General features: G+C 62.7%; 23 protein-coding genes and 1 tRNA gene. 7 read left to right on the top strand and 17 right to left on the bottom strand.

Features of this window, described 5'->3' with window-relative positions; genetic code table 11:
• Nucleotides 1-3 precede the first annotated feature (3 nt).
• Together DSC91_RS21635 and DSC91_RS21630 are read right to left on the bottom strand one after the other, a co-directional pair.
• Complete coding sequence (locus tag DSC91_RS21635; RefSeq protein WP_115780790.1) at nt 4-681, bottom strand: LysE family translocator; 678 nt, start codon at nt 679-681, stop codon at nt 4-6.
• A 125-nt stretch (nt 682-806) separates the two neighbouring features.
• Nucleotides 807-2375, bottom strand: coding sequence for a UbiD family decarboxylase (locus tag DSC91_RS21630; RefSeq protein ID WP_115780789.1), 1569 nt, complete (start codon nt 2373-2375; stop codon nt 807-809).
• A 605-nt stretch (nt 2376-2980) separates the two neighbouring features.
• Here DSC91_RS21630 and DSC91_RS21625 point away from each other — a divergent pair.
• A complete protein-coding gene (locus DSC91_RS21625; protein WP_115780788.1) occupies nt 2981-4156 on the top strand; it encodes a lytic transglycosylase domain-containing protein in 1176 nt (391 codons plus the stop codon).
• Nucleotides 4157-4364: 208 nt separating this feature from the next.
• Here DSC91_RS21625 and DSC91_RS21620 read toward each other — a convergent pair whose 3' ends face one another.
• The 4 genes from DSC91_RS21620 to ribBA form a co-directional block, all read right to left on the bottom strand.
• Nucleotides 4365-5561, bottom strand: coding sequence for a pyridoxal phosphate-dependent aminotransferase (locus tag DSC91_RS21620; RefSeq protein WP_115780787.1), 1197 nt, complete (start codon nt 5559-5561; stop codon nt 4365-4367).
• A 264-nt stretch (nt 5562-5825) separates the two neighbouring features.
• On the bottom strand, nt 5826-6260 hold the full coding sequence (gene nusB, locus DSC91_RS21615) for a transcription antitermination factor NusB (RefSeq protein ID WP_115780786.1): 435 nt from the start codon (nt 6258-6260) through the stop codon (nt 5826-5828).
• Nucleotides 6257-6763 (bottom strand): 6,7-dimethyl-8-ribityllumazine synthase, encoded by a 507-nt coding sequence (gene ribH, locus DSC91_RS21610; RefSeq protein WP_006050161.1) that lies wholly within the window; start codon nt 6761-6763, stop codon nt 6257-6259. Before ribH ends, nusB begins: the two co-directional genes overlap by 4 nt.
• Nucleotides 6764-6814: 51 nt before the next feature.
• Entirely contained in the window at nt 6815-7951 is a 1137-nt protein-coding gene (ribBA, locus tag DSC91_RS21605; protein WP_115780785.1) for a bifunctional 3,4-dihydroxy-2-butanone-4-phosphate synthase/GTP cyclohydrolase II, read from the bottom strand.
• A gap of 202 nt (nt 7952-8153) precedes the next feature.
• On the opposite strand from ribBA, the gene ilvD reads away from it, so the two are divergent.
• Nucleotides 8154-10016 (top strand): dihydroxy-acid dehydratase, encoded by a 1863-nt coding sequence (gene ilvD, locus DSC91_RS21600; protein ID WP_115780784.1) that lies wholly within the window; start codon nt 8154-8156, stop codon nt 10014-10016.
• A 428-nt stretch (nt 10017-10444) separates the two neighbouring features.
• Here ilvD and DSC91_RS21595 read toward each other — a convergent pair whose 3' ends face one another.
• Nucleotides 10445-11308, bottom strand: a complete 864-nt coding sequence (locus DSC91_RS21595; RefSeq protein ID WP_115783417.1) for a LysR family transcriptional regulator — start codon at nt 11306-11308, stop codon at nt 10445-10447.
• A 110-nt stretch (nt 11309-11418) separates the two neighbouring features.
• Between DSC91_RS21595 and DSC91_RS21590 the strand changes: the two genes are divergently transcribed.
• Both DSC91_RS21590 and DSC91_RS21585 read left to right on the top strand, forming a co-directional pair.
• Nucleotides 11419-12288: an SDR family NAD(P)-dependent oxidoreductase gene (locus DSC91_RS21590; protein ID WP_115780783.1), complete on the top strand. Its 870-nt coding sequence runs from the start codon at nt 11419-11421 to the stop codon at nt 12286-12288.
• 91 nt (nt 12289-12379) lie between these two features.
• The gene (locus DSC91_RS21585) at nt 12380-12952 is read left to right on the top strand and encodes a nuclear transport factor 2 family protein (protein ID WP_115780782.1); all 573 of its coding nucleotides are present in this window, start codon (nt 12380-12382) and stop codon (nt 12950-12952) included.
• A gap of 126 nt (nt 12953-13078) precedes the next feature.
• Here the strand turns inward: DSC91_RS21585 and DSC91_RS21580 are convergent, their stop codons facing one another.
• The 7 genes from DSC91_RS21580 to DSC91_RS21550 all read right to left on the bottom strand — a co-directional run bounded on the left by DSC91_RS21580 (nt 13079) and on the right by DSC91_RS21550 (nt 19461).
• Nucleotides 13079-13840 carry a bestrophin-like domain gene (locus tag DSC91_RS21580; protein WP_115780781.1) on the bottom strand — a complete coding sequence of 254 codons (762 nt, stop codon included), beginning with the start codon at nt 13838-13840 and terminating at the stop codon, nt 13079-13081.
• A 345-nt stretch (nt 13841-14185) separates the two neighbouring features.
• Nucleotides 14186-14833, bottom strand: a complete 648-nt coding sequence (locus DSC91_RS21575; RefSeq protein ID WP_115780780.1) for an NADPH-dependent F420 reductase — start codon at nt 14831-14833, stop codon at nt 14186-14188.
• 151 nt (nt 14834-14984) lie between these two features.
• The gene (locus DSC91_RS21570; protein WP_115780779.1) at nt 14985-15428 is read right to left on the bottom strand and encodes an Rrf2 family transcriptional regulator; all 444 of its coding nucleotides are present in this window, start codon (nt 15426-15428) and stop codon (nt 14985-14987) included.
• Nucleotides 15429-15693: 265 nt separating this feature from the next.
• Nucleotides 15694-16329 (bottom strand): riboflavin synthase, encoded by a 636-nt coding sequence (locus DSC91_RS21565; RefSeq protein ID WP_115780778.1) that lies wholly within the window; start codon nt 16327-16329, stop codon nt 15694-15696.
• Nucleotides 16330-16344: 15 nt separating this feature from the next.
• Entirely contained in the window at nt 16345-17514 is a 1170-nt protein-coding gene (ribD, locus tag DSC91_RS21560) for a bifunctional diaminohydroxyphosphoribosylaminopyrimidine deaminase/5-amino-6-(5-phosphoribosylamino)uracil reductase RibD (RefSeq protein WP_115780777.1), read from the bottom strand.
• A 73-nt stretch (nt 17515-17587) separates the two neighbouring features.
• Nucleotides 17588-18871: a glutamate-1-semialdehyde 2,1-aminomutase gene (gene hemL / locus DSC91_RS21555; RefSeq protein WP_115780776.1), complete on the bottom strand. Its 1284-nt coding sequence runs from the start codon at nt 18869-18871 to the stop codon at nt 17588-17590.
• Nucleotides 18872-18969: 98 nt separating this feature from the next.
• A complete protein-coding gene (locus tag DSC91_RS21550) occupies nt 18970-19461 on the bottom strand; it encodes a hypothetical protein (protein WP_115780775.1) in 492 nt (163 codons plus the stop codon).
• Between the two features lie 247 nt (nt 19462-19708).
• On the opposite strand from DSC91_RS21550, the gene DSC91_RS21545 reads away from it, so the two are divergent.
• The 3 genes from DSC91_RS21545 (at nt 19709) to DSC91_RS21535 (ending at nt 21854) form a co-directional block, all read left to right on the top strand.
• Nucleotides 19709-20929: a Bcr/CflA family multidrug efflux MFS transporter gene (locus DSC91_RS21545; protein ID WP_115780774.1), complete on the top strand. Its 1221-nt coding sequence runs from the start codon at nt 19709-19711 to the stop codon at nt 20927-20929.
• 199 nt (nt 20930-21128) lie between these two features.
• Nucleotides 21129-21359, top strand: a complete 231-nt coding sequence (locus DSC91_RS21540; protein ID WP_054037416.1) for a hypothetical protein — start codon at nt 21129-21131, stop codon at nt 21357-21359.
• 90 nt (nt 21360-21449) lie between these two features.
• Entirely contained in the window at nt 21450-21854 is a 405-nt protein-coding gene (locus DSC91_RS21535) for a RidA family protein (protein WP_115780773.1), read from the top strand.
• A gap of 24 nt (nt 21855-21878) precedes the next feature.
• On the opposite strand, the gene DSC91_RS21530 is transcribed toward DSC91_RS21535, so the two are convergent.
• The 3 genes from DSC91_RS21530 to DSC91_RS21520 all read right to left on the bottom strand — a co-directional run bounded on the left by DSC91_RS21530 (nt 21879) and on the right by DSC91_RS21520 (nt 22961).
• On the bottom strand, nt 21879-22343 hold the full coding sequence (locus DSC91_RS21530; RefSeq protein WP_115780772.1) for a hypothetical protein: 465 nt from the start codon (nt 22341-22343) through the stop codon (nt 21879-21881).
• Nucleotides 22344-22488: 145 nt separating this feature from the next.
• On the bottom strand, nt 22489-22668 hold the full coding sequence (locus DSC91_RS38280) for a hypothetical protein (protein ID WP_115783415.1): 180 nt from the start codon (nt 22666-22668) through the stop codon (nt 22489-22491).
• A 203-nt stretch (nt 22669-22871) separates the two neighbouring features.
• Nucleotides 22872-22961, bottom strand: a tRNA-Ser gene (locus tag DSC91_RS21520).
• Between the last annotated feature and the right edge of the window lie 54 nt (nt 22962-23015).

Raw genomic sequence — 23015 nt, 5'->3', positions numbered from 1 at the left:
TTTCTAGCTTGCCACCTGTGCGGTCTGCACGATCAGATCGCGATACCCGTTCACGATCACGCTATACGAGAAGTAGGCGAACAGCAGCGCCGACAACACATGGCACGCGCGCAGCAAACCGGTGCCGGCGCGTTTGCGTCCATGGCTGCCGAGTCCGCAGATAAAGATCGTCCAGCACAGACCACCCAGGAAGAAACCGCCGAGGAATACCGGCGCGGTCGTCACGCTGGTGGCGCCGGCTTTCGCAATCAACGCGCCGCCGACCGCGGCGAACCACAGAATCGCCGACGGCGACGACATCGCCAGCAACGCGCCGCGCAAGAAACCGCGCCACGCGGAAAGGTGCGGCGCGTTGGCATCCGCTTCGCCGGCAACTGGCGGCGCCGACGCCGGGAACAGCGCTTCACGCGCCATCTTCCACGTGAGAAACAGCAGGACCGCCGCGCCGCCGATCCACACGACCCAGCGTACCGATTCGAACTGCAGCAGCGCAGCCATTCCCGCGAGCGCGAGCGCCGCGTAAACCAGATCGCCGAAACAGGAGCCCAAGCCCAACCAGAAGCCGGGTTTGAAGCCATGCGACAGCGTCAGCGAAATCATCGCGACGTTGACGAGCCCGATATCCAGACACAACGACAACGACAGGAAAAAACCATCCGACATCATTGAAAAGGCATGCATCCGCGCAACTGCTCCATCGGTTTTGCTATTCAGACTTGTTCGGGCGCGAGCGACCCGGCGGGTGAATGGCTCGCTTCGAGGCCGACAGAACCCCGGAATTCGGCGATGTGATTCGAGGCCTGCGTTTACAGTCCCAACTCATTCCACAAGCTGTCGATGCGCTGTTTGACCGCCTTGTCCATCTCGATCGGGCGGCCCCATTCGCGATCGGTTTCGCCGGGCCATTTGTTGGTCGCGTCGAGTCCCATCTTCGATCCGAGACCCGCCACCGGCGAGGCGAAATCCAGATAGTCGATCGGTGTGCGATCGACTAGCACGGTGTCGCGCGCCGGATCGATACGCGTGGTGATCGCCCAGATCACTTCCTTCCAGTCGCGGATATTCACGTCCTCGTCGACCACGACGATGAACTTCGTATACATGAATTGCCGCAGGAAACTCCACACGCCGAACATCACGCGCTTGGCGTGGCCGGGGTAGCTCTTCTTCATCTGCACGATCGCCATCCGGTAGCTGCATCCTTCGGGCGGCAGATAGAAATCGGTGATCTCGGTGAACTGCTTCTGCAACAGCGGCACGAACACCTCGTTGAGCGCGACGCCGAGTACGGCGGGCTCATCGGGCGGTTTGCCGGTGTAGGTGGAGTGATAGATCGCGTCGCGCCGCATGGTGATGCGCTCGACCGTGAAGACGGGAAACCACTCCTGCTCGTTGTAGTAGCCGGTGTGGTCGCCATAAGGGCCTTCCAGCGCATGTTCGTAAGCGGCGGACGCGCCTTTGGCCGGACGCGGCGGTGCGCCCGCGGGAGCAGGCGAGGGCGTGCCTTCCTGCGGATAGATGAAGCCCTCCAGAACGATCTCCGCGCGCGCGGGTACCTGCAAGCCGTCGACGCCCGGCGTGATGCACTTCGCGAGTTCGGTGCGGCCGCCGCGCAGCAGTCCGGCGAACTGGTATTCGGAGAGCGTGTCGGGCACTGGCGTAACTGCGCCGAGGATGGTCGCCGGATCGGCGCCCAGCACCACGGCCACGGGATACGGCTTGCCTGGATTCTGCAGCGCGAACTCGCGGAAATCGAGTGCGCCGCCGCGATGCGCAAGCCATCGCATGATGAGTTTGTTACGGCCGATCAGCTGCTGGCGATAAATGCCTAGATTTTGTCGGCTCTTGTTCGGGCCTTTTGTGACGGTCAGGCCCCACGTGATCAGCGGCCCGGCGTCGCCGGGCCAGCAGGTCTGAATCGGCAGCTTTCCGAGGTCGACGTCGTTGCCTTCCCAGACGATTTCCTGGCAGGGCGGCGCGCTGACAGTTTTGGGCGCCATGTCCCAGACTGCCTTCGCGAGTGTGAAGAGCTTGCCCGCGTCCTTGAGTCCTTTCGGCGGCTCGGGTTCCTTCAATGCCGAGAGCAGGCGGCCGACGTCGCGCAGCGACTCCAGCGCGGCGCCGTCGCCCTCGCCGGCCTGCGCGTCGATCCCCATGCCGAGCGCGACGCGGCGTGGCGTGCCGAACAGATTGCCGAGGACCGGGAACGCGTGCTGCTGCTGGCTCTCAAACAGTATCGCCGGACCGCCGGCGCGCAGTACGCGGTCGCACAGTTCGGTCATTTCCAGGACGGGCGAGACGTTTTGCGAGATGCGGCGCAGTTCGCCGATCGTTTCGAGGCGGCCGACGAAATCGCGCAGGTCTTTGTATTTCATCTGGTGCGGTAGAGCGCCGCGCAAGCGGCAAAAAGGTAGGGCGCCGCAGGGTTTTGCGGTGCCAGAACGATTGTCGATTTTACCTGTGTTGGCAGGTGCACGTAGATTGGCCAAATGGCCGGCTTCGGAGGGACTAATCGAGATAGCTCAAGAAGCGCGCACCGCGCGGTTCTTGACGGACTGAACACTGTTCATTATTACAATTAGTTATACTTTTGCCTATCTATAGTGTTGACGATCTATAAAACCCTGCATAGAATCCGTCCACATTGGTTGCAGGGCGTGAACCTTTTTACCGCCGCCCCGGTCCCTTCAGACGCAACGCGTCACCGCTTACCGACCCCCTGCACGGTATTTGGCGGTCTTACTGAAGTCCTCGCCAGCGCCTGTTGACGCTGGTTTTTCGCGTGGGAGCCTCCGCCTGCATGTTTTTGGCATGCCGCGGGCCTCTTTTCAAGATGGCTCCCCACAAACGGTCTGTGCCGTTTTCCCGACGTCGCTGCTGCCCTAACCAGACAGAGCGCGCGATGTCTTGACTCTGCGAATGTGCGTTACCGCCTGTTCAACTGGCGGAGTTCGCGGATCATGCAACATGGGAGATCTGAATGAACGCCTGGTTATCGTGGCGTCCCGATGAGCGTATTGCGCAAGTTGTGCGTGGTGCGTTGCGTCGCGGGACGCGAATGAGTCATCACCTGTTCAGCATCGTCGGCGGTATCGCTGTCGTGCTGGCACTTACGCTGTGGCTGATGCCGGCCTGGCGCGGCACCCTTGCCGCGAAGCTGATGCCGGTCATTTCCGCTGCTGTGCAAGCTGGTCCCGCCCGTCTGCTGCAGGGCCACCCGCTGCCGGCTTTCGGGCCGCCCGGCGCGTCCTCCGACGACTCGCTGTCCGCGAATTCGACCAGCAGCGACGCCACTAGCGGTGCGAACAATGGCAACAATGGCGTCACCGCCAGCAACACCGGCTACGACAGCGCCTCCGACGGCACTGGCACATCCGGTATGGGCGTGGCGGCGCTGAACGGCCTCGATCCGCGCACCATGCAGAGCGTCTCCGCGCTGGCACGGCTGATCCCGCCGCAGCGCGTCTCGGCCGATGCGCGCGACGACCGCGTGCTGGTCTCGACCCGTGAGCAGGATCTGGTCTCGTCGTATCTGGCGCGGCGTTACCGTGTCGCTCAGGAGCCTGTTGGCGAACTCGTGAAGGCAGCGTTCGACACCGGCCGTGAAGTCGGTCTCGACCCGCTTCTCCTGCTGTCGGTGATGGCCATCGAATCGGGCTTCAACCCCTACGCCGAGAGCGGCGTGGGCGCGCAGGGCCTGATGCAGGTGATGTCGAAGGTTCACTCGGACAAATTCCAGTATTTCGGCGGCCAGAGCGCCGCGCTCGAACCGGTTGCGAACATCAAGGTGGGCGCGCTGGTGCTGAAGGATTGCATCGCCCGCGGCGGTTCGCTGCCGGGCGGTCTGCGTCTCTATGTCGGCTCGACCTCGCAGGACGACGGCGGCTACGGCGCCAAGGTGATGGCCGAGCGTGGCCGTCTGCGTGATGTGGCGCGTGGCCGCAAGGTGCCGATCAACGCGCCGCAGGCGCCGGTGCTGACGGCGTCGAACACGGCTACGCCTGCTGCGGCTAACGGCAAGCGCGTGCAGATGACGCTCGATAGCGGTCATCCGCTGAGTTCGGCAGCGCCGGTGAAGACGCCGGTGTCCGAGCAGAACGACGCCAGTTCCAATGCGACCAAGCACGTGGCATCGGCGCCGGAAATGGGCGCCTGAGGTTGGCGTAACCAGTTCGTCAGGCAAGAAAGCAGCCGGTACAAAAAAAGGACACCCGAGCGGTGTCCTTTTTCGTTTTGTGGCTGACATCCGTGGTGGCGCGTTCGGCCGTGAGGCGAGCGTCACAGGTGTTAGTTGCAACCGGTCTCGCCGGGTCCCCCTCCTCGAGGACTCAAGCCGCTGAGAGCGCGCTGATGCCTCTATCCGATCAGTGCCGTCCGAACAGCTTCGCCAGCCGCTCGACCGCTTCTTCCAGCTTCGGCAGGGCGGTGGCATACGATAGCCGGATGTAGTCCTTCGGCGCGTGCGTGCCGAAGTCCATGCCCGGCACCAACACCACCCCCGCGTCGTGCAGCATGGCTTGGGTGAGCGCTGCGCTGTCTCCAGCCGCCCGGTGCGCGACCGTGCGGCAATCGGCGTACACATAGAACGCGCCGTCCGGCATGACCGGCACCGAGAAACCCAGCGATTCGAGCGCCGGCGCAATGAAGTCGCGGCGGCGCTTGAATTCGAGGCGGCGCGCTTCGTAGATGGCGATTGTTTCCGGTTCGAAGCAGGCCAGCGCCGCATGCTGCGCGAGCGCCGACGCGCAGATGAACAGGTTCTGCGCGAGCTTTTCGAATGCGCCGACCATGCCGGGCGGCACCACCAGCCAGCCCAAACGCCAGCCAGTCATGTTGAAGTACTTCGAGAAGCTGTTGACGGTGATGACGTCGTCGCCGAACGAGAGCGCCGAGACGGGCTTCGCGTCGTAGCTCAGGCCCTGATAGATCTCGTCGACAATGGTAAAGCCGCCACGCGCCCGTACGGCCTTGACGATGCGTTCGAGTTCGGCCGGTTCGATCGACGTGCCCGTCGGGTTCGACGGCGACGCCAGCAGCACGCCGCGGGTGTGCTCGTTCCACAGGCGTTCGACGTCGGCGGCGGTCAGCTGAAAGCGTTCGGCCGGCCCGCTTGGCACCATCACCGGCTTGCCTTCCGCCGCGATCACGAAGTGGCGGTTGCACGGGTAGCACGGGTCAGGCATCAGCACTTCATCGTCGCGATCGACCAGCGCCGCGCAAGCCAGCAGCAGCGCGGCGGACGCGCCGGCGGTGACGACGATCCGCGCCGGATCGATGCTGACGCCATAGACCTCGGCGTAGTGCGCCGAGATCGCTTCACGCAGCGCGTGCAGGCCAAGGGCGTTGGTGTATTGCGTGACGCCGCGGCGCAGGGCGCTCGCGGCCGCTTCGATGACCGGCTCGGGTGCGGTGAAGTCAGGTTCGCCGATCCCCATATGAATGATGTCGCGCCCGTCGCGCTCGAGCAGCGCTGCCTCCTTGGCCAGTTCCATCACATAGAAAGGCTGGATGGCGTCGACGCGGGCAGCAAGCCGCACCAAGGGTTCGGTCACGGAGTTCATACGATCAAATCCAGTTCAGAAGCAAAAGCGGGACGGCGCCTGAAGCATGAGTTCATGCGCATGGCGGCGTCCTTGCAAGCACCCGGCGGTATGGGGCTGCGGTATGTAGCAGGCATCCAGCCGGGCAGCGATGCGAAAGCCGGTTAGACGCCGCCGAAACAGGCGATCGGAGTGTTCCAGCGGCACCGCTCCGCTCTTCGTAGGGCGGTGCTGGCCGGGGCAACGTTTAGCGCGAGGCGCATGAGCAGGCCATGCGCCCTGTTCTCAATGCTTGCGAGCCGCTTGGGTTTCAGCAGCGCGCAGTTGCGCCGACAGTTTGTCCAGCACGCCGTTCACGTACTTGTAGCCATCCGCGCCACCAAACGTCTTGGCGAGTTCGACCGCTTCGTTGATGACCACGCGATAGGGAATATCGAGGTGATTCTTCAGCTCGAAGGCGGCGACCAGCAGCACCGCACGTTCGACCGGTGAAAGCTGGTCGATCGGGCGGTCGAGGCACGGTGCGATATCCGCGGAGAGTGCTTCCGAATCGCGGATCACGCCGTGCAGGATGGCGTTCAGATGTTCGTGGTCAGCCTTGTCGAAGCCTTGCGCGCCGCGCAGCTGTGCGTCGATTTCACCGCCGGGCGAACCCGACAGCAGCCACTGGTAAAGTCCCTGCGTGGCCAGTTCGCGGGAGCGTCGGCGTGCGCTCTTCATGCCTCTTCCTCTTCTTCGTCTTCTTCCTCGTCGTCACCGCCGAGTTGCTCGAGCGCGACCGCGAGGTTCGCCATTTCGACGGCAACGCGCGCTGCGTCACGACCCTTCTCGGTCATGCGCGCGACGGCTTGTTCGTCGTTTTCCGTGGTCAGCACGGCGTTCGCGACCGGAATGCCGAAGTCGAGGCCGATGCGGGTGATGCCCGCGCCGCTTTCGTTCGACACGAGTTCGAAGTGATACGTCTCGCCGCGAATCACGGCGCCCAGCGCGATCAGCGCGTCGAATTGGGCGCTTTCGGCGAGCTTTTGCAGCGCCAGCGGGATTTCCAGTGCGCCCGGCACGGTGACCAGCAGCACGTCTTCGCCGGTCACGCCGAGGCGTTCGAGTTCTTCGATGCACGAATCCGCGAGGCCGTTGCAGACGGGCTCGTTGAACCGCGCCTGAACGATGCCGATACGCAGTCCGTCGCCGTCGAGATTCGGTTGGTATTGTCCGATTTCCATGTGAATTCCGTAGTGTTTTGAGTTGGCGCTTAACGCGCGTGAATGGTCGGATCAGCCTTGTTGCGGAGCCTGTGCGGTGCTGCCCGGCATTGGCACGAAGCCGGTGACTTCGAGGCCGTAGCCCGACATGCTGCCCAGCTTGCGCGGGTTCGACAGCACCTGCATCTTGCCGACACCCAGCTCGCGCAGGATCTGCGCGCCGATGCCGTAAGTCTTGAAGTCGACCGGCCGGCGTTTGAGCGCCTCGGCTTTTTCTTTCGAGTCGAACGCCTTGAAAACGTCGACCAGATGATCCTTCGAATCGCCGCAGTTCAGGAGCACGATCACGCCGAGGTCGCGCTGGGCGATCTCTTTCATTGCCGCATCCAGCGTCCACGAGTGAGTCGACTTGCCGACTTCGAGCAGATCCAGCATGGACAGCGGCTCGTGCACGCGCACCGGTGTGTCGTGTTCCGGGTTCGGCGTGCCGCGCACCAGCGCGATGTGCGGCTGGCCGCTTGGCTGGTCGAGATACATCACCGCGCGAAACGCGCCGTGCGCGGTTTGCATGGTGCGTTCGCAAATGCGCTCGACGATCGATTCGGTGCGGCTGCGGTAGTGAATCAGATCCGCGATCGTGCCGATCTTCAGATCGTGCTCTTTGGCGAATTCCATCAGATCCGGCAGGCGCGCCATCGTGCCGTCGTCCTTGATGACTTCGCAGATCACCGCCGCCGGCGTGAGGCCTGCCAGCGCGGTGAAGTCGCAGCCGGCCTCGGTGTGGCCGGCGCGCACCAGCACGCCGCCAGGCTGCGCCATGATCGGGAACACGTGGCCCGGCTGCACGATGTGCTCGGCCTTGGTGTCCGGCGCGACTGCCACGGCGATGGTGCGGGCGCGGTCGGCCGCCGAGATGCCCGTGGTGACGCCCTCGGCAGCTTCGATGCTGACGGTGAACGCCGTGCCGTACTGCGTGCCGTTGCGATAGGTCATGAGCGGCAGGTTCAGCAGCTTGCAGCGTTCCTGCGTGAGCGTCAGACAAATCAGGCCGCGGCCGTAGCGGGCCATGAAGTTGATCGCTTCCGGCGTGACGAATTCGGCGGCGATCACGAGGTCGCCCTCGTTTTCGCGGTCTTCTTCGTCGACGAGAATCACCATCCGGCCTGCTTTCAGTTCGGCAATGATCTCTTGAGTGGAGGCGAGCGTCATGTTGGCGGAGTTTTTCGAAGAAAGCGCGTATTTTACGCCACGCGCGCGCCCAAGTCGCCTGGGCCGGACGGCATAGGCCGTTTGGCGAGGCAATTGGGCTGTCCGGCGGCGGTTCGGCGGAGCGGCGTTGCTATAATTCGTCGCGCCCGCGAGGGCCGCCTCCAGAAAACGACTTCCCCGCTCAACCCGTTCGAGACAGATCATGCCGCACTACCGCTCACGCACATCGACTCATGGCCGCAACATGGCCGGCGCCCGCGCCTTGTGGCGCGCCACCGGAATGAAAGACGACGATTTCGGCAAGCCGATCATCGCGGTAGTGAACTCCTTCACCCAGTTCGTGCCGGGCCATGTGCATCTGCGCGACCTGGGCGCGCTGGTCGCGAAGGAAATCGAAGCGGCGGGCGGTGTGGCCAAGGAATTCAACACCATCGCGGTGGACGACGGCATTGCCATGGGCCACGGCGGCATGCTGTATTCGCTGCCCTCGCGCGAACTGATCGCCGATTCGGTGGAATACATGGTCAACGCGCACTGCGCCGACGCCATGGTCTGCATTTCCAATTGCGACAAGATCACCCCGGGCATGCTGATGGCCGCCATGCGCCTGAACATCCCGGTCGTCTTCGTGTCCGGCGGCCCGATGGAAGCGGGCAAGGTCAAATCGCCGACGGACGGCCAGGTGATCGCCAAGATCGACCTGATCGACGCGATGATCAAGGCGGCTGACCCTAAAATCAGCGACGCTGAAGTGGCCGAAGTCGAGCGCAGCGCCTGCCCGACGTGCGGTTCCTGTTCGGGTATGTTCACCGCGAACTCGATGAATTGCCTGACCGAGGCGATCGGTCTGGCGTTGCCCGGCAACGGCACGATCGTCGCCACGCACGCATGGCGCAAGGGCCTGTTCGAGCAGGCCGGCCGCCTGGTGGTGGACCTGTGCCGCCGCTACTATCAGGAGGAAGACGCGTCGGTCCTGCCGCGCAGCATCGCCAGCAAGCAGGCGTTCGAGAACGCCATGGCGCTCGACGTGGCCATGGGCGGTTCGACCAATACCGTGCTGCACCTGCTGGCCGCCGCGCAGGAAGCGGGCGTCGATTTCACGATGTCCGACATCGACCGCATCTCGCGCAAAGTGCCGTGCCTGTGCAAAGCAGCGCCCGCTACCGACAAATACCATATCGAAGACGTGCACCGCGCCGGCGGCATCCTCGGCATTCTCGGTGAACTGGCGCGTGCGGATCTGCTGGACCTCTCGTGCGGCAACGTGCATAGCGGCACGCTGGGCAATGCGATCGCCAGGTGGGATGTCGCCGGTGGCGCGGGTGAGGAGGCCCAGAAGTTTTTCCGCGCGGCGCCGGGCGGCATTCCGACCACCGTCGCGTTCAGCCAGGAAGCCACATTCGCGTCGCTGGATACCGACCGTAAGACCGGCTGTATCCGCAGCAAGCAGGACGCGTATTCGAAAGACGGCGGCCTCGCCGTGCTCTACGGCAACCTCGCGGAGAAGGGTTGCATCGTCAAGACCGCGGGTGTCGACGAATCGCAATGGATTTTCTCCGGGCGCGCGCGCGTCTTCGAGAGCCAGGATGATGCTGTCGACGCCATTCTGGGCGACAAGGTCGTGGCGGGCGATGTGGTCGTGATCCGTTACGAAGGCCCCAAGGGCGGCCCCGGCATGCAGGAAATGCTGTACCCCACGTCGTATCTGAAATCCAAGGGGCTGGGCAAGACCTGTGCGCTGTTCACCGACGGCCGTTTCTCAGGCGGTTCGTCCGGGCTCGTGATTGGGCACGCGTCGCCGGAAGCGGCGGAAGGCGGCACGATCGGTTTGGTGGAAGACGGCGATGTGATCGAGATCGACATTCCTAAGCGCAAGATGCACCTGGTAGTGTCGGACGAGGAACTGGCGCGCCGTCGCGAAGCCATGGAGGCTCGCGGTGACCAGGCCTGGATGCCGGTGAATCGTGAGCGCGTGGTGTCGCAGGCGTTGCAGGCCTATGCAGCGCTGGCGACGTCCGCGGACCGCGGTGCCGTGCGCGATCTCTCGCAATTGAAGCGCAAGTGAGGCGTCGTTGAAGCGTATTTGCTCGGCTCGCTGATACAGGGGGCGAGAGGCCGGGCGGCGTTCGCAATGGACGCCGCCCTTACGTCGCTCAAACAGTCGGGATATCAGCCCGGCGGGTCGGGGTCGGAGCGCAAGCTGCGGCGGCGAAGAATGAGCGGCTAGCGTCGTGAGTTAGAAGTTCGTTGAATCAACTTCCCGTTCTTTCCGGAACGACGAAGTGCTGATTAAAAAGCCGCGCCGAACCGCTCGGCAAGCATTTCCTCCTGGACTGCCCACCCATCGTTGCCCCCGCGTATCACGTGCCACACCGAACACGGTGCTACGTGATCGGCATCAATCAACGAATGTTCAACTCAAGACACTAGTACGCGATGGCGCCGTATCTTTTGGCAAGTGTTCCTCTGCAGGCTTGTCCGAGACCTCGGCAACTACCCGAAATGCTCGATCAGCAGTTCAGTGAGAACTCGAACCTTTCGCGCAGGATGCGATCCTGGCGGCCGGACGACAAACATGCCGGCCGTCGGCGGAGGATAGCGAGTCATCAAAGAAACGAGGGCGCCAGACGCCAGATAGGGCTCGACGAGGCACGCCGGAAGCCAGGCGATGCCTAGTCCCGCGACGGCGGCAGCGGCGAGCGCGATGCCGCTGTCGGCCTTGAAGCGCCCTTGCGGACGAACAGAGATCGTTTTGTCGCCATCCGTAAATTGCCAAGCTTCAGTACCTTGCATGAGCGCCTGGTGGGAGAGAAGCTCTTCCGGCCGCTCTGGCGCTCCGTACGTTTTGATATAGCCCGGACTTGCGACAAGTTTTCCGCCGATGGGGCCAATGCGCCGCGCAATCAGGTTCGAGTCGCCAAGATAGCCGACTCGTATCGCGCAGTCGAAACCTTCTCCGACTATGTCGACAAAGCGGTCGCTGTAACACGCGTGGATGTGAAGCTGCGAGTGGCGCCGCGCGAGCTCTGCAAACACGGGCGCCAAATCCGTCGGGCCGATGGAAAGCGGCGCAGCGATTCGCAGACGTCCACGGAGGTCGCCAGCAGGGAGAATCGTCTCCCGCGCAATATCGATCTCGGCGCAAACCCGGGCAGCATGGTCGCGGAACGTGGCGCCGGCTTCTGTCAGCGCGGCGCCGCGCGTGGTCCGTGCGAGCAGCTGGATACCAAGGTCCGCTTCAAGCCGGCACAGCCGCCGGCTGACGATGGACTTCGAGACGCCAAGACGCCGGGCGGCCGATGAGACGCCACCCGCATCGGCCACTTCGACAAATGTTTGCAGGTCTTCAATGTCCAGCATTTAGCGTTCCACTTTCAGCGACACTGTTCGGCAAAATTCGAGACTACCACGTCGCATATAGGAACGGCATCCTTGCTTCCCGAAGACCACTTGAAACGAGGCATGTGATGTCGTCCACTTTCCAGCATCCCGGCCGCTCCGCTGCCGTGACCGGCGCGGGGAGCGGCCTCGGCCGCGAAATCGCGTTGGGGCTCGCCGCCAAGGGCTATATCGTTTTCGGCACGGCCATGTCCGTCACCGAGGTTCAGGATCTGAAGGACGCGTCCGGTGGGCGCGTCAGCCTGATCGTTTGCGACATGACCAAGGAACAGGCCGTGAAAGCCTGGGCAGGCGGCGTGTCCGACGCACTCGGCGATGCCGGCCTCAATCTGCTGATTAACAACGCGGGCATCCTGACGCCCGGACCGATCGAGCTTTTGCCTCTCGATGCCATCCGACGCGAATTTGACGTCAATGTGTTCGGTGCGCTCTCGGTCATAAACGCATTCCTGCCGGCGCTAAGGAAGGTTCGTGGCCGCATCGTCCAGGTCAGCACCTGGACGGCGAGCGTGCCGCTTCCCTTCAATGGGCCGTCAGGCGCTTCAAAGGCGGCCATGGAGGTGTTTGCGGCCGTCTACCGCGCCGAGCTGAAGCCTTTTGGCATCGATGTCGTGGTGGCTCCTGCGGGCAATATGAAAACCGGCGGCCCGGCGAAAACAGCCGCCGCCCTTGCGCATGTCGCCGACCGCATGACGGCCGAACAACGCGAGCTGTACGGACGATCCTTCGCGACGTTCGCCGACAAGCTCAACGGCATGCAGAGTGCAGGTCTGGAATCGGTCCTGGCGGCCAAAAGAATCATTGAGCTAGCCGAACAGGTGCCGGCGCCGAGCATCGCCCCCGTGGGCGACGATGCCGCCGAAATGTTGCGCGCCGCTCGTGACATGCCTGACGCTGAACAAGACGCGCTGCGTCTGCGGATGGTTGGCCTCGGCTAGAGCCGCCCCACAACGCCACGTCTTACGAGGCCGAAGAAGCTTCTCGACCGCCACTCGTTCCGGATATTTCCAAACAAACCAGGAGAATCAAATGACATTCGATAACACCCTGCGCAGAGGACTTGCGGCTGCCGTCTTTGCGTTGAGCGTCGCCGTGCTTGTCCCATCGCAAACCGCACTGGCCAAGGATGCTAAAGCGAAAGCCGACATCGTACTGGTTGATCCACACGACAAACATGCTGTCCGCAATGTGGACAACGTCCTCACTCTCTATGAAATGATGATCAATGAGAACAAGGCGGAAGAAGGCACAGCCAGGTTTCTTGTTCCCGGTTATGTCCAGCACAACCCATTGATTGCTGACGGCTCTGTGGCGCTTGGCAAATATTTCGCCGGCGTAAAATCGGCGCATCCTGGTGCTCACGTCGTCGTCCACAAGATCATTGCTGTCGGGGACTATGTGTTCGCTCATGTGAATTTTCTCAATCTGCTAACGGACGACCCGGATGACAAGGGTGTCGCCGGCGTCGATATTTACCGGATGAATGCCGAAGGAAAGGCCGTCGAGCATTGGGACGCGCTGCAGCTTGTCGGTGACCCAAAAAACTCGGCTCCTTGGGTCGCGCCGAACATCCCCCGCGCCAATTCAAACAAGATGTTCTGAACGTGGAGCTCTTCGGGCTGATGCCTTAAGCTGCACGTCGCGAGTAGATCAACAGCTCTTGGAAAATCGACCGATCTCCGGTCGGCATGCGTGTGCGGCGACTCGCGCTTCGAGCGCTATGCAACGCTACTGAGCAAGTATGGCGAGCACGGCGCGCAGAGGGGCAAATGAGACTGTAAACAGCCCATCGAGCGGCTTGGTCATTTCCAGTATCAGGAAAATTGCCACGGAAGTGGATAACGCGCTCATAAACAACGCTGCAATCACTGTAGCGTTGGCGGGGGTGAGCATGCCAAACGCGCCGAAAATAATGGCAAGCCACAACACCAGGGCTACCAGCAGCGGTATAGGGAGTGAGTTCACTGCCTGCAGCAGCGCCAGTCCGCGCACAGCCAGCACTTCATCGGCAATCTGGATGGCGTTGGTCTGCAACTCATGCTGCTCTGCGTTACGCGGCGAGAGCTCCTTCAGTTTGTGCTGAAGACCTTCCACCTCTCTTAGCGCCTCTACGCTGCCAAGTGCTGCCACCTTTGCGGGGTCGCGGGAGGCGAGTGTCTGGATCCACGTGCCGTAGCTCTGCTTAACCAGGCCACGGATCTCCTGCGTTTCAGGTCCATATTGGGCTAGCACGCGATCCAGACGAACGACGCCGGCGGCATTGTGCACAAGCTCACTGTTCACTGTTTCGAATGAGCTTTTCGCCGACGAGATCAGCAAGCCAAGCACCAACGCGGCCATCGTTGCGATCAGGCCGGTCGACAGCTTTACGACGCCGACTGAATCGTCACCAAGGTGATGCTGCGGCAATATGGTACGCAGGTACAGGCCAAGCAGCGCGCTGCCGAATACACATACAAACACGATCGACGCGATAACGAAGTCGCTCACAGTTCAATCCCCCGTCTCTGGTCGTAAGCCCTGCGCCAATGGTATCCAAAACGGACGCCGGGCAACGGTGGTCGAGCGGACCTAACCCTTTCCGGTTGTGCTGGAAGGTGAGCGTTTGACCCGACGCGGATTGGCTACCGGCTGCAACGCCCACCATACCGTGCGCAGCGCGGCTTCGCCAGTTGGCCGTCAATTTGACTCCGAAGGTTGCGCCACGTGAGCGCGGCATACACCGCGCCGATCGCAAACGCCGTACTGATCGCTTGATTTCTCGCTACGCAGAGGATGACGTTGACACTTTCCGGTCCTGAACATCCGTGCGTCACGCCGAATGCCGTTATCGCCTCATACCTGGACGAAGCCGGTTCCGGCCAGCGTACCGAATGGAAGCGAGGCCAGCGGGCCACCCACATCCAGCGCGCCGAGATCGACTGCAAAAAAGCCGGTCTGTTCGATAAGCGAGCGAACCGTCGTTTTGGCGTCCACGTCGTCGCCCGAGTAGAAGATCGCGCGGCGGCCGCCGGACACCTCAGGTTCAGTCAGCGCGCTCGCGTCGAGATGGTTGAATGCCTTGACGAGGTGCGCGCCCGAGACGAGTTCGCCGACGACGCTGCTCGAGTGCCGTCCGCCGAGATCGACTGCCCTGATGCCGTAGGCGGCCAGCGGGTTGTCCGGATCATTGGCGTGCGGCGAGTTGGGATCGATCCATTCGACCGGGTTGGTCCCGTCGACGACAACGCGTCCGTTCCATGCGGGCAGCCCGCCAAGAACACGCTTCAAGTCCACCCAGCGAATGGCGATGAATACGATGTCTGCGTGGGCTGCTTCCTCCGTCGTACCGGCCTTGATCGTCGGGCCGAGTTCCTCGACTAATTCCGTGAGGGATTCCGGACCCCGGCTGTTCGAAATGGTGGCCGATATGCCCGCCGCGGCGAACGCCCGCGCCAGATTTGACCCGAGCGCGCCTGCGCCGATGATGCCAATGCTCTTCATCCTTACTCCGATATCAGTTGGTTCGGCTCAGGCCGCCGTGGCCACCGCCGTCCCGTGGTTGGGCCGACGAAAAACTGCTGCGCACGCACCGATCCCGCGTCAAAATGTATATGTGTCGATGACGTGATGACATTTAAAGATAAAAAAACGATCACATGGGTGGAAGCGTGAATTTTCCGAGTCGCGACACTTCGACGGCAATATCGGCGATCGTGAACCTGGATAGCTCGGTCTCGAGTGCCTTCCGGGCTTGCTCCAGTGCAGGGCGCATTGCCTCCTGGATGTTGCCGCCGACAGGGCACTCCGCACATGGCGGCGAGCGGTGCAACGTAAAGAGTTCTGTGTCCTCGACCGCCTCATAGACGTCGAGAAGCCGGATCTCATTGGCCGGCCTGGCGAGCAACGCGCCTCCACCTGCGCCCAGTTGTGACTTCGTAAGACCCGCCTCGCTTAGTCGCGACAGCAAACCGCGAATGACGACCGGCCCGGTATTCGCCGAATTGGCCAGGTCCTCTGAGCGCAACGGCTTATCGGCGCTCACAGCAAGTGCTGCGAGCGTATGGATGGCCACGGCGAATCGGGTGCTAGTCGGCATAGTTTAGATGCGAAAGTGTGTAACATACACTATTACAGAAGTGCCGATATGTCAACGTCTGTGGGTGGCCGTTGCGGCGAGGGAGGTCACTGAGCTGGATGCGGGATGGTCGGCTGCGCGAGACGCGGGCCCGACTCTGGAGGCGTGACGGTATACGAACCCGAACGAACCCGAACCGCAAAAAATAACGGTGTACCGTCACCAAAGCGGAGATTCAGCTGGTTTGGCGAAGCGACGGTAGGCAGTCGATTCGCCAATGACGGAACTACTTCAACGGTTTGTAGCCGTCCTGAGGCGCGCTGAGCATCCGCTCCACATACCGCGCAATCAGGTCGATCTCCAGATTCACCTGCGAACCCTCGCGCAAATTCCTTAGCGACGTCACCTGCACCGTGTGCGGAATCAGATTGATCGAGAACTCGCAGCCGTCGTCGCGATCCTTAACCGAGTTGACCGTCAGGCTCACGCCGTTAACCGTGATCGAGCCTTTGTAAGCCAGATAGCGGCCGATTTCGCGCGGCGCCAGCACGCGCAGTTCGTGCGACTCACCGACCGGCGCGAAACGCGTGACCGTGCCGAGTCCGTCCACGTGACCGGAGACGATATGGCCGCCGAGCCGGTCGTGCGCACGCAGCGCCTTCTCGAGATTGACTTCGCCCGGCTCGCCAAGGCCGACCGTGCAGTTCAGGCTTTCGCGCGATACGTCCACGTCGAACGAATGCGCGGTTTTTTCCACCACCGTCATGCAGGCGCCCTGAATCGTGATGCTGTCGCCGAGCTGGACGTCCTCGAGATCGAGGCCGCCCGCTTCTACGCTCAGGCGCACGCCCGCGTCGCCATCCGTGCCGAGGGGTTTGACTGATTCGATGCGGCCCACCGCCGCGACGATTCCTGTAAACATCGTGCTAATCCTTGATCAATTCGAAGTTGGTTGGGGGGCGGGCTCAGTCCCGGTTTCGGGTGCCGGATGCGGCACGGCGCGGGGCACAAAGCGCGCAAGAATCCGCAGATCGTCGCCGATCCGGTCGATCGCGTGGAAGTTCAGTTGTGTGCGGCCGTCGAGCGTTTCCGGCGCGTTCAGATTGAACATGCTCATCGAGTCTACGCCGAGCAGGCTGGGCGCGAGATAAACCAGCAGTTCGTCGACGCAGCCTTCGCGCAGCAGCGAGCCGTTCAGCTTGTAGCCCGCCTCGACATGCAGTTCGTTGACGCTGCGCTCGCCGAGTACTTTCAGCACGGCGGGCAAATCGACCTTGCCGGCTGCGTTCGCCAGTTGCACGATTTCCGCACCGCGATCGCGCAGTGCGCTGGCTCGCTCGGTATGACGCTCGTCGAGATTGCCGCAGAAAATCAGCGTGGGTGCGCCGGCCAGAATCTGTGCGTCAGGCGGCACGTCGAGCTGGCTGTCGATCAGCACGCGGTGTGGCTGGCGCGGCGTGTCGACGGCGCGCACGGTCATGCGCGGATTGTCTTCCCTGACGGTGCCGATGCCCGTCAGAATCGCCGACGCGCGGGCGCGCCACGCGTGACCATCCGCGCGCGCCGCTTCGCCGGTAATCCATTGACTGGCACCCGACGGCAAGCCGGTGCGGCCGTCCAGCGACGCGGCCACTTTCATGCGCACCCACGGGCGGCCGCGCGTCATGCGCGAAACAAAGCCGATGTTCAGCTCGTGCGCTTCGGCGGCGAGCAGCCCGCAACGCACTTCGATGCCTGCGTCGCGCAGCATCTTGAGGCCACGCCCGGAGACTTGCGGATTGGGGTCTTCCATCGCCGCGACCACGCGCTCGACCTGCGCTTCGATCAGTGCGTTCGCGCACGGCGGCGTGCGACCGAAATGGCTGCACGGTTCGAGTGTCACATAGGCCGTGGCGCCGCGCAGATCGTGGCCGCGCGAACGCGCGTCCTTCAACGCGCGAACTTCGGCATGATCCTGGCCGGCCGGTTGCGTGAAGCCTTCGCCGATTACCTCGCCGTTCTTGACGAGCACGCACCCGACGCGCGGATTCGGGTCGGTCGTGTACATGCCGCGCCTGGCTAGAGCGAGCGCGCGTTCCATATGGACGAAGTCGGTTTGCGAGAACATCGGTGTCCGGTCGGGTACGGTGGCTAGGCAGTATTGAGCCTGGGTTCAGGTGGTTAGCGTGTCTCGCCGGGCTTCAGGCCGCGAGCGAGGCGAACGCGCCGCGCGCCGCGTCGATCGTTGCGTCGACGATCGCGTCGTCGTGCACGATCGACACGAAGCCCGCTTCATAGGCCGACGGCGCGAAGTACACGCCCGCGTCGAGCATCTTGTGGAAGAACGCATTGAAGCGCGGCACGTCGCTCTTCGTGACTTCGGCGAAGCTGGTCGGGACCGACTCGGTGAAGTAGAGGCCGAACATGCCGCCGAGCGAATCGGCCGCGAACGGCACCTTGGCTTCGTGCGCGACTTTCGCGAGACCTTGCGCGAGACGCGCGGTGCGCGCGGCGAGCGTGTCGTAGAAGCCCGGCGCCTGGATCAGTTGCAGCGTTTTCAGACCCGCGGCGACCGCGATCGGATTGCCCGACAGCGTGCCCGCCTGATAGACGCCGCCGAGCGGCGCGAGATGAGCCATGATGTCGCGCCGGCCGCCGAAGGCCGCCGCCGGCATGCCGCCGCCGATCACCTTGCCCAGACACGTCAGATCCGGCGTAATGCCGTAGACCTCTTGCGCACCACCCAGGGCGACGCGGAAACCGCACATCACTTCGTCGAAAATCAGCACCGAGCCGTACTCGGTGCACAGGCGCCGCAAGGCTTGCAGGAACTCGGGCGTGGCGCGCACGAGGTTCATGTTGCCCGCCACCGGCTCGACGATCACCGAGGCGATCTCGTTGCCGAACGCCTTGAACGCTTCTTCGAGTTCCGCGACGTTGTTGTACTCGAGCACCGTGGTGTGTTTGGCGATATCGGCCGGCACGCCCGCCGAAGTTGGATTGCCGAACGTGAGCAGGCCCGAGCCGGCCTTGACCAGCAGGCTGTCCGCGTGGCCGTGATAGCAGCCTTCGAACTTGACGATGCGGCTGCGATTCGTGAAGCCACGCGCGAGACGCAGCGCGCTCATGGTCGCTTCAGTGCCGCTCGAGACCATGCGAACCTGTTCGATCGACGGGACCAGTTTGCAGATTTCTTCGGCGATTTCGATTTCGGATTCCGTCGGGGCGCCGAAGGAAAAGCCTCTAGCCAGGACGCGCTGGACTGCTTCCAGCACTTCCGGGTGGACGTGGCCGAGAATCATCGGGCCCCACGAGCCGATGTAGTCGATATAGCGTTGGCCGTCCGCGTCCCAGAAGTACGGCCCGTCGGCGCGCTCGATAAAGCGCGGCGTGCCGCCTACCGAACGGAATGCGCGGACCGGCGAGTTCACGCCGCCGGGGATGGTGCGCTGCGCGCGATCGAAGAGGGTCTGGTTTTTGGACATGGTGTGGCTGGAATTTGGGTTGCGCGGCGGTGCGGGTGCGGCTTCTTGCGCTCCGCGCGGCGCTGAAGGTTGGTGGGGAAATTGTACCGGAGTCGGCGTCAAGAGGTTTTGGGCTTGCCCACGCCGGGGGACGTGTCGAGCTTTGGCGGCTTACGCCTGCCCGTGAGCTCGGCCCAGCGCTTTTCCAATGCGCCTTCCGCCATCGGCTTGATCACGGTGCCCGAACTCTGCGCGTCCCATGTTTGCACCGAAAAAGGATGCGCGCGCAACATCTCGCGTGGAATCACCACACCCTCGTGTGCGTCGACCACCCAGTCGTACACGAAGTCGATGCACAAGCGATAACCGCGCCTGGTCGCCGGATCGGGGACTTCGTACGGTGCGCGCGTCACATAGCCCGAACCGAAAATACCCTTGGGTTCCTGGGCAACGCGGTGCAGGAATACGCGGTCGCCCGGCAGGATGCTGCGGGCAAATCCGCAACCCCATACGTCGGCCACCGCCACGCCCGCGGCGACTCGCTTCGCCACGTCGGGCAACTCGGGCCATGGCCATTTCTTGGGGCTCCAGATCAACAGGAAGGCAGTCATAACGGGGTTGGGAAAACGGTGTGGAAGGGTGTGACAGACAGGTTTGTGTCATGCCCGAAGCGTTCTGGCGGCAGCTTAACCGATCGACGGCGCGCTTGTCGCGAGGCATGAATGGCCCGCGGCCGCGCGAGTCTGGACGCGGTGGATGGCGTAACCGTCGCGTACAATCGAGGTCGTCAAGCTGGTGCTTTCCCTGTTTCACCGCGTTTCGCTGCCAATGAGGGCGCGGCGCTTCATCTGGATTCCCATGTCTCACGTCACCCGAAGCCGGCCCGATGGCCGGCTGATTCTGTTGCTCGGTGCGCTTGCCGCATGTGGGCCGATTTCCATCGATATGTATTTGCCGAGCCTGCCGACCATCGCGCAGGCATTCACCATCAGCACCGGCGCCGCCCAAACCACGCTCACCAGCTTCATGTTTGGTTTTTCGATCGGCATGCTGCTCTATGGCCCGCTGTCGGATACCTATGGCCGCCGGCCCGTGCTGCTCGGCGGCATCATCATGTATGCGCTGGCAAGCGTGGCTTGTGCGCTATCGTTTTCGATCGGTTCCCTAGTGACATTCCGTTTCGTGCAGGCGCTCGGCGCGGGCGCGGCCTCGGTGCTGGCGCGCGCGATCGCCCGCGACGCGCACGGACCGACCGACGCCGCGCGCGTGCTGTCGATGCTCGCCATCGTCACGTCGATCGGGCCGTTGCTCGCGCCGCTGCTCGGCGGGCAGTTGCTGTTGCTCGGCGGCTGGCGTGTGGTTTTTATCGCGCTGACGCTGTTCGGTACGGTGTGCGCGGTGACCGCGTTCTTCAAGGTGCCGGAAACGTGGCCGCCCGAAAAGCGCGCCCACTCGGCGCTGCTGAAATCGTTCGGCGCTTATGGCAAGTTGCTGCGCGATCCGGTCGCGTGGGGGCTGATGCTGTGCGGCGGCATGGCGTTCGCGTCGATGTTCGCCTACATCACCGCGACGCCGTTCGTGTACATCGAATATTTCCATGTATCGGCGCAGCATTACGGCTTTCTGTTCGCGCTGAATATCGTCGGCATCATGTTCGGCAATTTCATGAATACGCGTCTCGTCGGCCGGCTCGGTTCGCTGCCGATCATTTCGTTTGCCGCGACCGTGAGCTGCATCGCGTCCCTGTTCGTCTGTCTCGTCTCGCTGACGGGGTGGGGCGGGCTGTGGTCGATCGTCTTCGGTTTGTTCTTCGTGGTCGGGGTCGTGGGTCTGCTGTCCGCCAACTGCACGACGGATCTGATGCATCGCTATCCGGTGAACGCCGGCGCCGCGGCCGCCGTGTTCGGCGCAGTGCAGTTGGCGCTCGGTGCGTTGGCGAGCCTCGCCGTCGGACTTTGGCAAGACGGCTCGCCCAAGGGGATGGGCATCGTCGTGGGCGTCGCGGGCGTGCTCTGTTATGCAGGGCGGATTCTGGTGATCAAGTGGCACGGAATGAAGGTGCCGGCCGCTGTCGTTTGAGATCGCGTGTAGCTGTGCGAGGCGGGCGGGCGTCGCTAAAGGCGGATCATTGTTCCTTGGCCGAAACGCGCGGCAAGCGTGCGTCTTCATCGCGCACGGACCAATGTGTCTACGGAAAACACCAGGTGTTGCGTGCGCGCTACCGTGCGTTTCAATTTGCGTTGCTATGATGGAGTCACTGTTCCTCGGAGCGGCAATCATGGCGATCAGAGACTTGATGAATGGCGAACGGCAACATGCCGCTTTCGCTGAAGCGCAGAAGCTGGCAGACAGCGGCGCCTATCACGATTACACAGACATCGAATACGTCTTGCGCTTTGATTACGGTTTGTCTGATGTATCGGCGCTGCTCGACAGCCAGTTGATGCATCGCGACCTGAATCGCCGTTGCGCCGATGCGCGTGAGAAGCTGGATGCGCTTAGCGTTTGACGCGTCTGACGTGGGCGGTGAGCGGCATGCAGCGTCGTCCTGCGCACAACCATGCGCCGCGAAGGCGCCATCCCCTTTGGAGTTGCATTCATGGCTGTTAGCCAGCACGACCCGCATCTGCCGCATTTAGACAATCCCGCTGCGTTGGCAAAGCCGGGCGGCCATTACAGTCACGTCGCGATTGCGAATGGTTTTGTTTTCGTCTCGGGACAGTTGCCGATCAACCCACAGGGCGAGAAGCTTGCCGACGCTTCGTTCGAAGTTCAGGCCGAGCAGGTGTTGGCGAATGTTCAGGCTGCGCTTGAAGGCGCCGGCAGCAGCATTGCGCAACTGGTGCAGGTGCGCGTCTATATCGCCGATGTCGAATACTGGGCGAGCTTCAATCAGATTTACGCGCGTTGGGCAGGTGAGGCACGGCCGGCGCGGGCCGTCGTGCCGGTTCCGCACCTGCACTATGGATTGAAGGTCGAGGTTGAGGCGACCGCGCTGGTTTAGGCTGCGGTGTCGAGGCGTTGCGCCTCAGTGAATGATGAGCCCGTTGAACTGGGCATTGCCCACGCCGGACGCGATATTCACGCCGACGTTGCCGCTTACCGCCGCCAGTGAACCGGCACCGAGTTTTGCGGTGGCGCTGCCCGTCACTTGCGCGACGGTATGCAGATTCTGTTGCGAGACGATTGCGGCTTGGGGTGTGGTGATGAGGACGATCTGGTTGGCCTGCGCGTTCAGCGCACCGGCTGAGAGATTCGCGCCGATGTTGCCGCTTGCGCCGCTCAACGTATTTGCGCCCAACGTGGCTGCGGACGTGCCGGCTTTCGCGCTGCCGCCGACGTCCTGCAGATTGGATAATGTAGCTGAGCCGAACACCGCCGCGCTGTCATCGTCGGACAGCGCCGCCGACGTGCCTGCAAACGCGGACGATGCGCCGGCGCTCACGCTCGCGGCAGCCCAAATTAGTGCAACGGCTAAGGTATGGCCTTTCATGAGCGACTCCCTGGCGTGCTGACGGCACAGATAGTCTTGATATCGGCCATGGGAGCGAGATGTTGAGGGAGGGGTTCCCCTTAATGCGGACGGTGCCGGACAATTGACCGATACGAACCTGGTCCACGACAAGTTCGGCCAGAAATTACCATCTCCCGCGGCCGCCATAATAGCCGCCGACGCCAACACCCACGCTCACGCTAGGGACGGCGTAGTAGCCGGGCGCATAGCCATATCCATATGCCGGCGCGTAGCCATATGGCGGTGCGACGACACATCCGGAAAGCCCTACTGCGAAACCTATCGCTAACAGTAACTTGAGCATCGTTCCTCCCGCTTTATGCATTGGAGGAGTTGCGCGCCGCATTCGTTCGGCCTGCCTTGTGACGGCAAATTACGAAACCGCGGTTTAATTGGGCTTCATTTACAGTTGCTTACGCGTTCGACGGATTTGCATTCGCCAATTGGCGGGTTCTTTGATCGTCAGAAATGAAAAACGGGCCGATAGGCCCGTATTCATTGATTGTCTGGCGGAGGCGGTGAGATTCGAACTCACGGAAGGATCACTCCTTCGCCGGTTTTCAAGACCGGTGCCTTAAACCGCTCGGCCACACCTCCAAGCCCGAAATTGTAACCTGAAAAATCCTCGTTGCGACACCCCGCGGGGCTGCA

Origin of the sequence: Paraburkholderia caffeinilytica, assembly GCF_003368325.1 — a bacterium.
Classification (GTDB): domain Bacteria; phylum Pseudomonadota; class Gammaproteobacteria; order Burkholderiales; family Burkholderiaceae; genus Paraburkholderia; species Paraburkholderia caffeinilytica.
The sequence above is the reverse complement of the archived record's forward strand: the minus strand, read 5'-3'. Positions and strand labels throughout refer to the sequence as shown.

Coding starts and splice junctions, on each gene's coding strand:
- DSC91_RS21620 (WP_115780787.1), bottom strand. CDS start 5,561: ATGAACTCCGTGACCGAACCCTTGGTGCGGCTTGCTGCCCGCGTCGAC.
- hemL (WP_115780776.1), bottom strand. CDS start 18,871: ATGTCCAAAAACCAGACCCTCTTCGATCGCGCGCAGCGCACCATCCCC.
- ribH (WP_006050161.1), bottom strand. CDS start 6,763: ATGGAAATCGGACAATACCAACCGAATCTCGACGGCGACGGACTGCGT.
- DSC91_RS21570 (WP_115780779.1), bottom strand. CDS start 15,428: ATGCCGACTAGCACCCGATTCGCCGTGGCCATCCATACGCTCGCAGCA.
- DSC91_RS21545 (WP_115780774.1), top strand. CDS start 19,709: ATGTCTCACGTCACCCGAAGCCGGCCCGATGGCCGGCTGATTCTGTTG.
- DSC91_RS21565 (WP_115780778.1), bottom strand. CDS start 16,329: ATGTTTACAGGAATCGTCGCGGCGGTGGGCCGCATCGAATCAGTCAAA.
- ribD (WP_115780777.1), bottom strand. CDS start 17,514: ATGTTCTCGCAAACCGACTTCGTCCATATGGAACGCGCGCTCGCTCTA.
- DSC91_RS21540 (WP_054037416.1), top strand. CDS start 21,129: ATGGCGATCAGAGACTTGATGAATGGCGAACGGCAACATGCCGCTTTC.
- DSC91_RS21585 (WP_115780782.1), top strand. CDS start 12,380: ATGACATTCGATAACACCCTGCGCAGAGGACTTGCGGCTGCCGTCTTT.
- DSC91_RS21550 (WP_115780775.1), bottom strand. CDS start 19,461: ATGACTGCCTTCCTGTTGATCTGGAGCCCCAAGAAATGGCCATGGCCC.
- DSC91_RS21530 (WP_115780772.1), bottom strand. CDS start 22,343: ATGAAAGGCCATACCTTAGCCGTTGCACTAATTTGGGCTGCCGCGAGC.
- DSC91_RS21535 (WP_115780773.1), top strand. CDS start 21,450: ATGGCTGTTAGCCAGCACGACCCGCATCTGCCGCATTTAGACAATCCC.
- DSC91_RS21625 (WP_115780788.1), top strand. CDS start 2,981: ATGAACGCCTGGTTATCGTGGCGTCCCGATGAGCGTATTGCGCAAGTT.
- DSC91_RS21635 (WP_115780790.1), bottom strand. CDS start 681: ATGCATGCCTTTTCAATGATGTCGGATGGTTTTTTCCTGTCGTTGTCG.
- DSC91_RS38280 (WP_115783415.1), bottom strand. CDS start 22,668: ATGCTCAAGTTACTGTTAGCGATAGGTTTCGCAGTAGGGCTTTCCGGA.
- DSC91_RS21575 (WP_115780780.1), bottom strand. CDS start 14,833: ATGAAGAGCATTGGCATCATCGGCGCAGGCGCGCTCGGGTCAAATCTG.
- DSC91_RS21630 (WP_115780789.1), bottom strand. CDS start 2,375: ATGAAATACAAAGACCTGCGCGATTTCGTCGGCCGCCTCGAAACGATC.
- DSC91_RS21590 (WP_115780783.1), top strand. CDS start 11,419: ATGTCGTCCACTTTCCAGCATCCCGGCCGCTCCGCTGCCGTGACCGGC.
- ilvD (WP_115780784.1), top strand. CDS start 8,154: ATGCCGCACTACCGCTCACGCACATCGACTCATGGCCGCAACATGGCC.
- nusB (WP_115780786.1), bottom strand. CDS start 6,260: ATGAAGAGCGCACGCCGACGCTCCCGCGAACTGGCCACGCAGGGACTT.
- ribBA (WP_115780785.1), bottom strand. CDS start 7,951: ATGACGCTCGCCTCCACTCAAGAGATCATTGCCGAACTGAAAGCAGGC.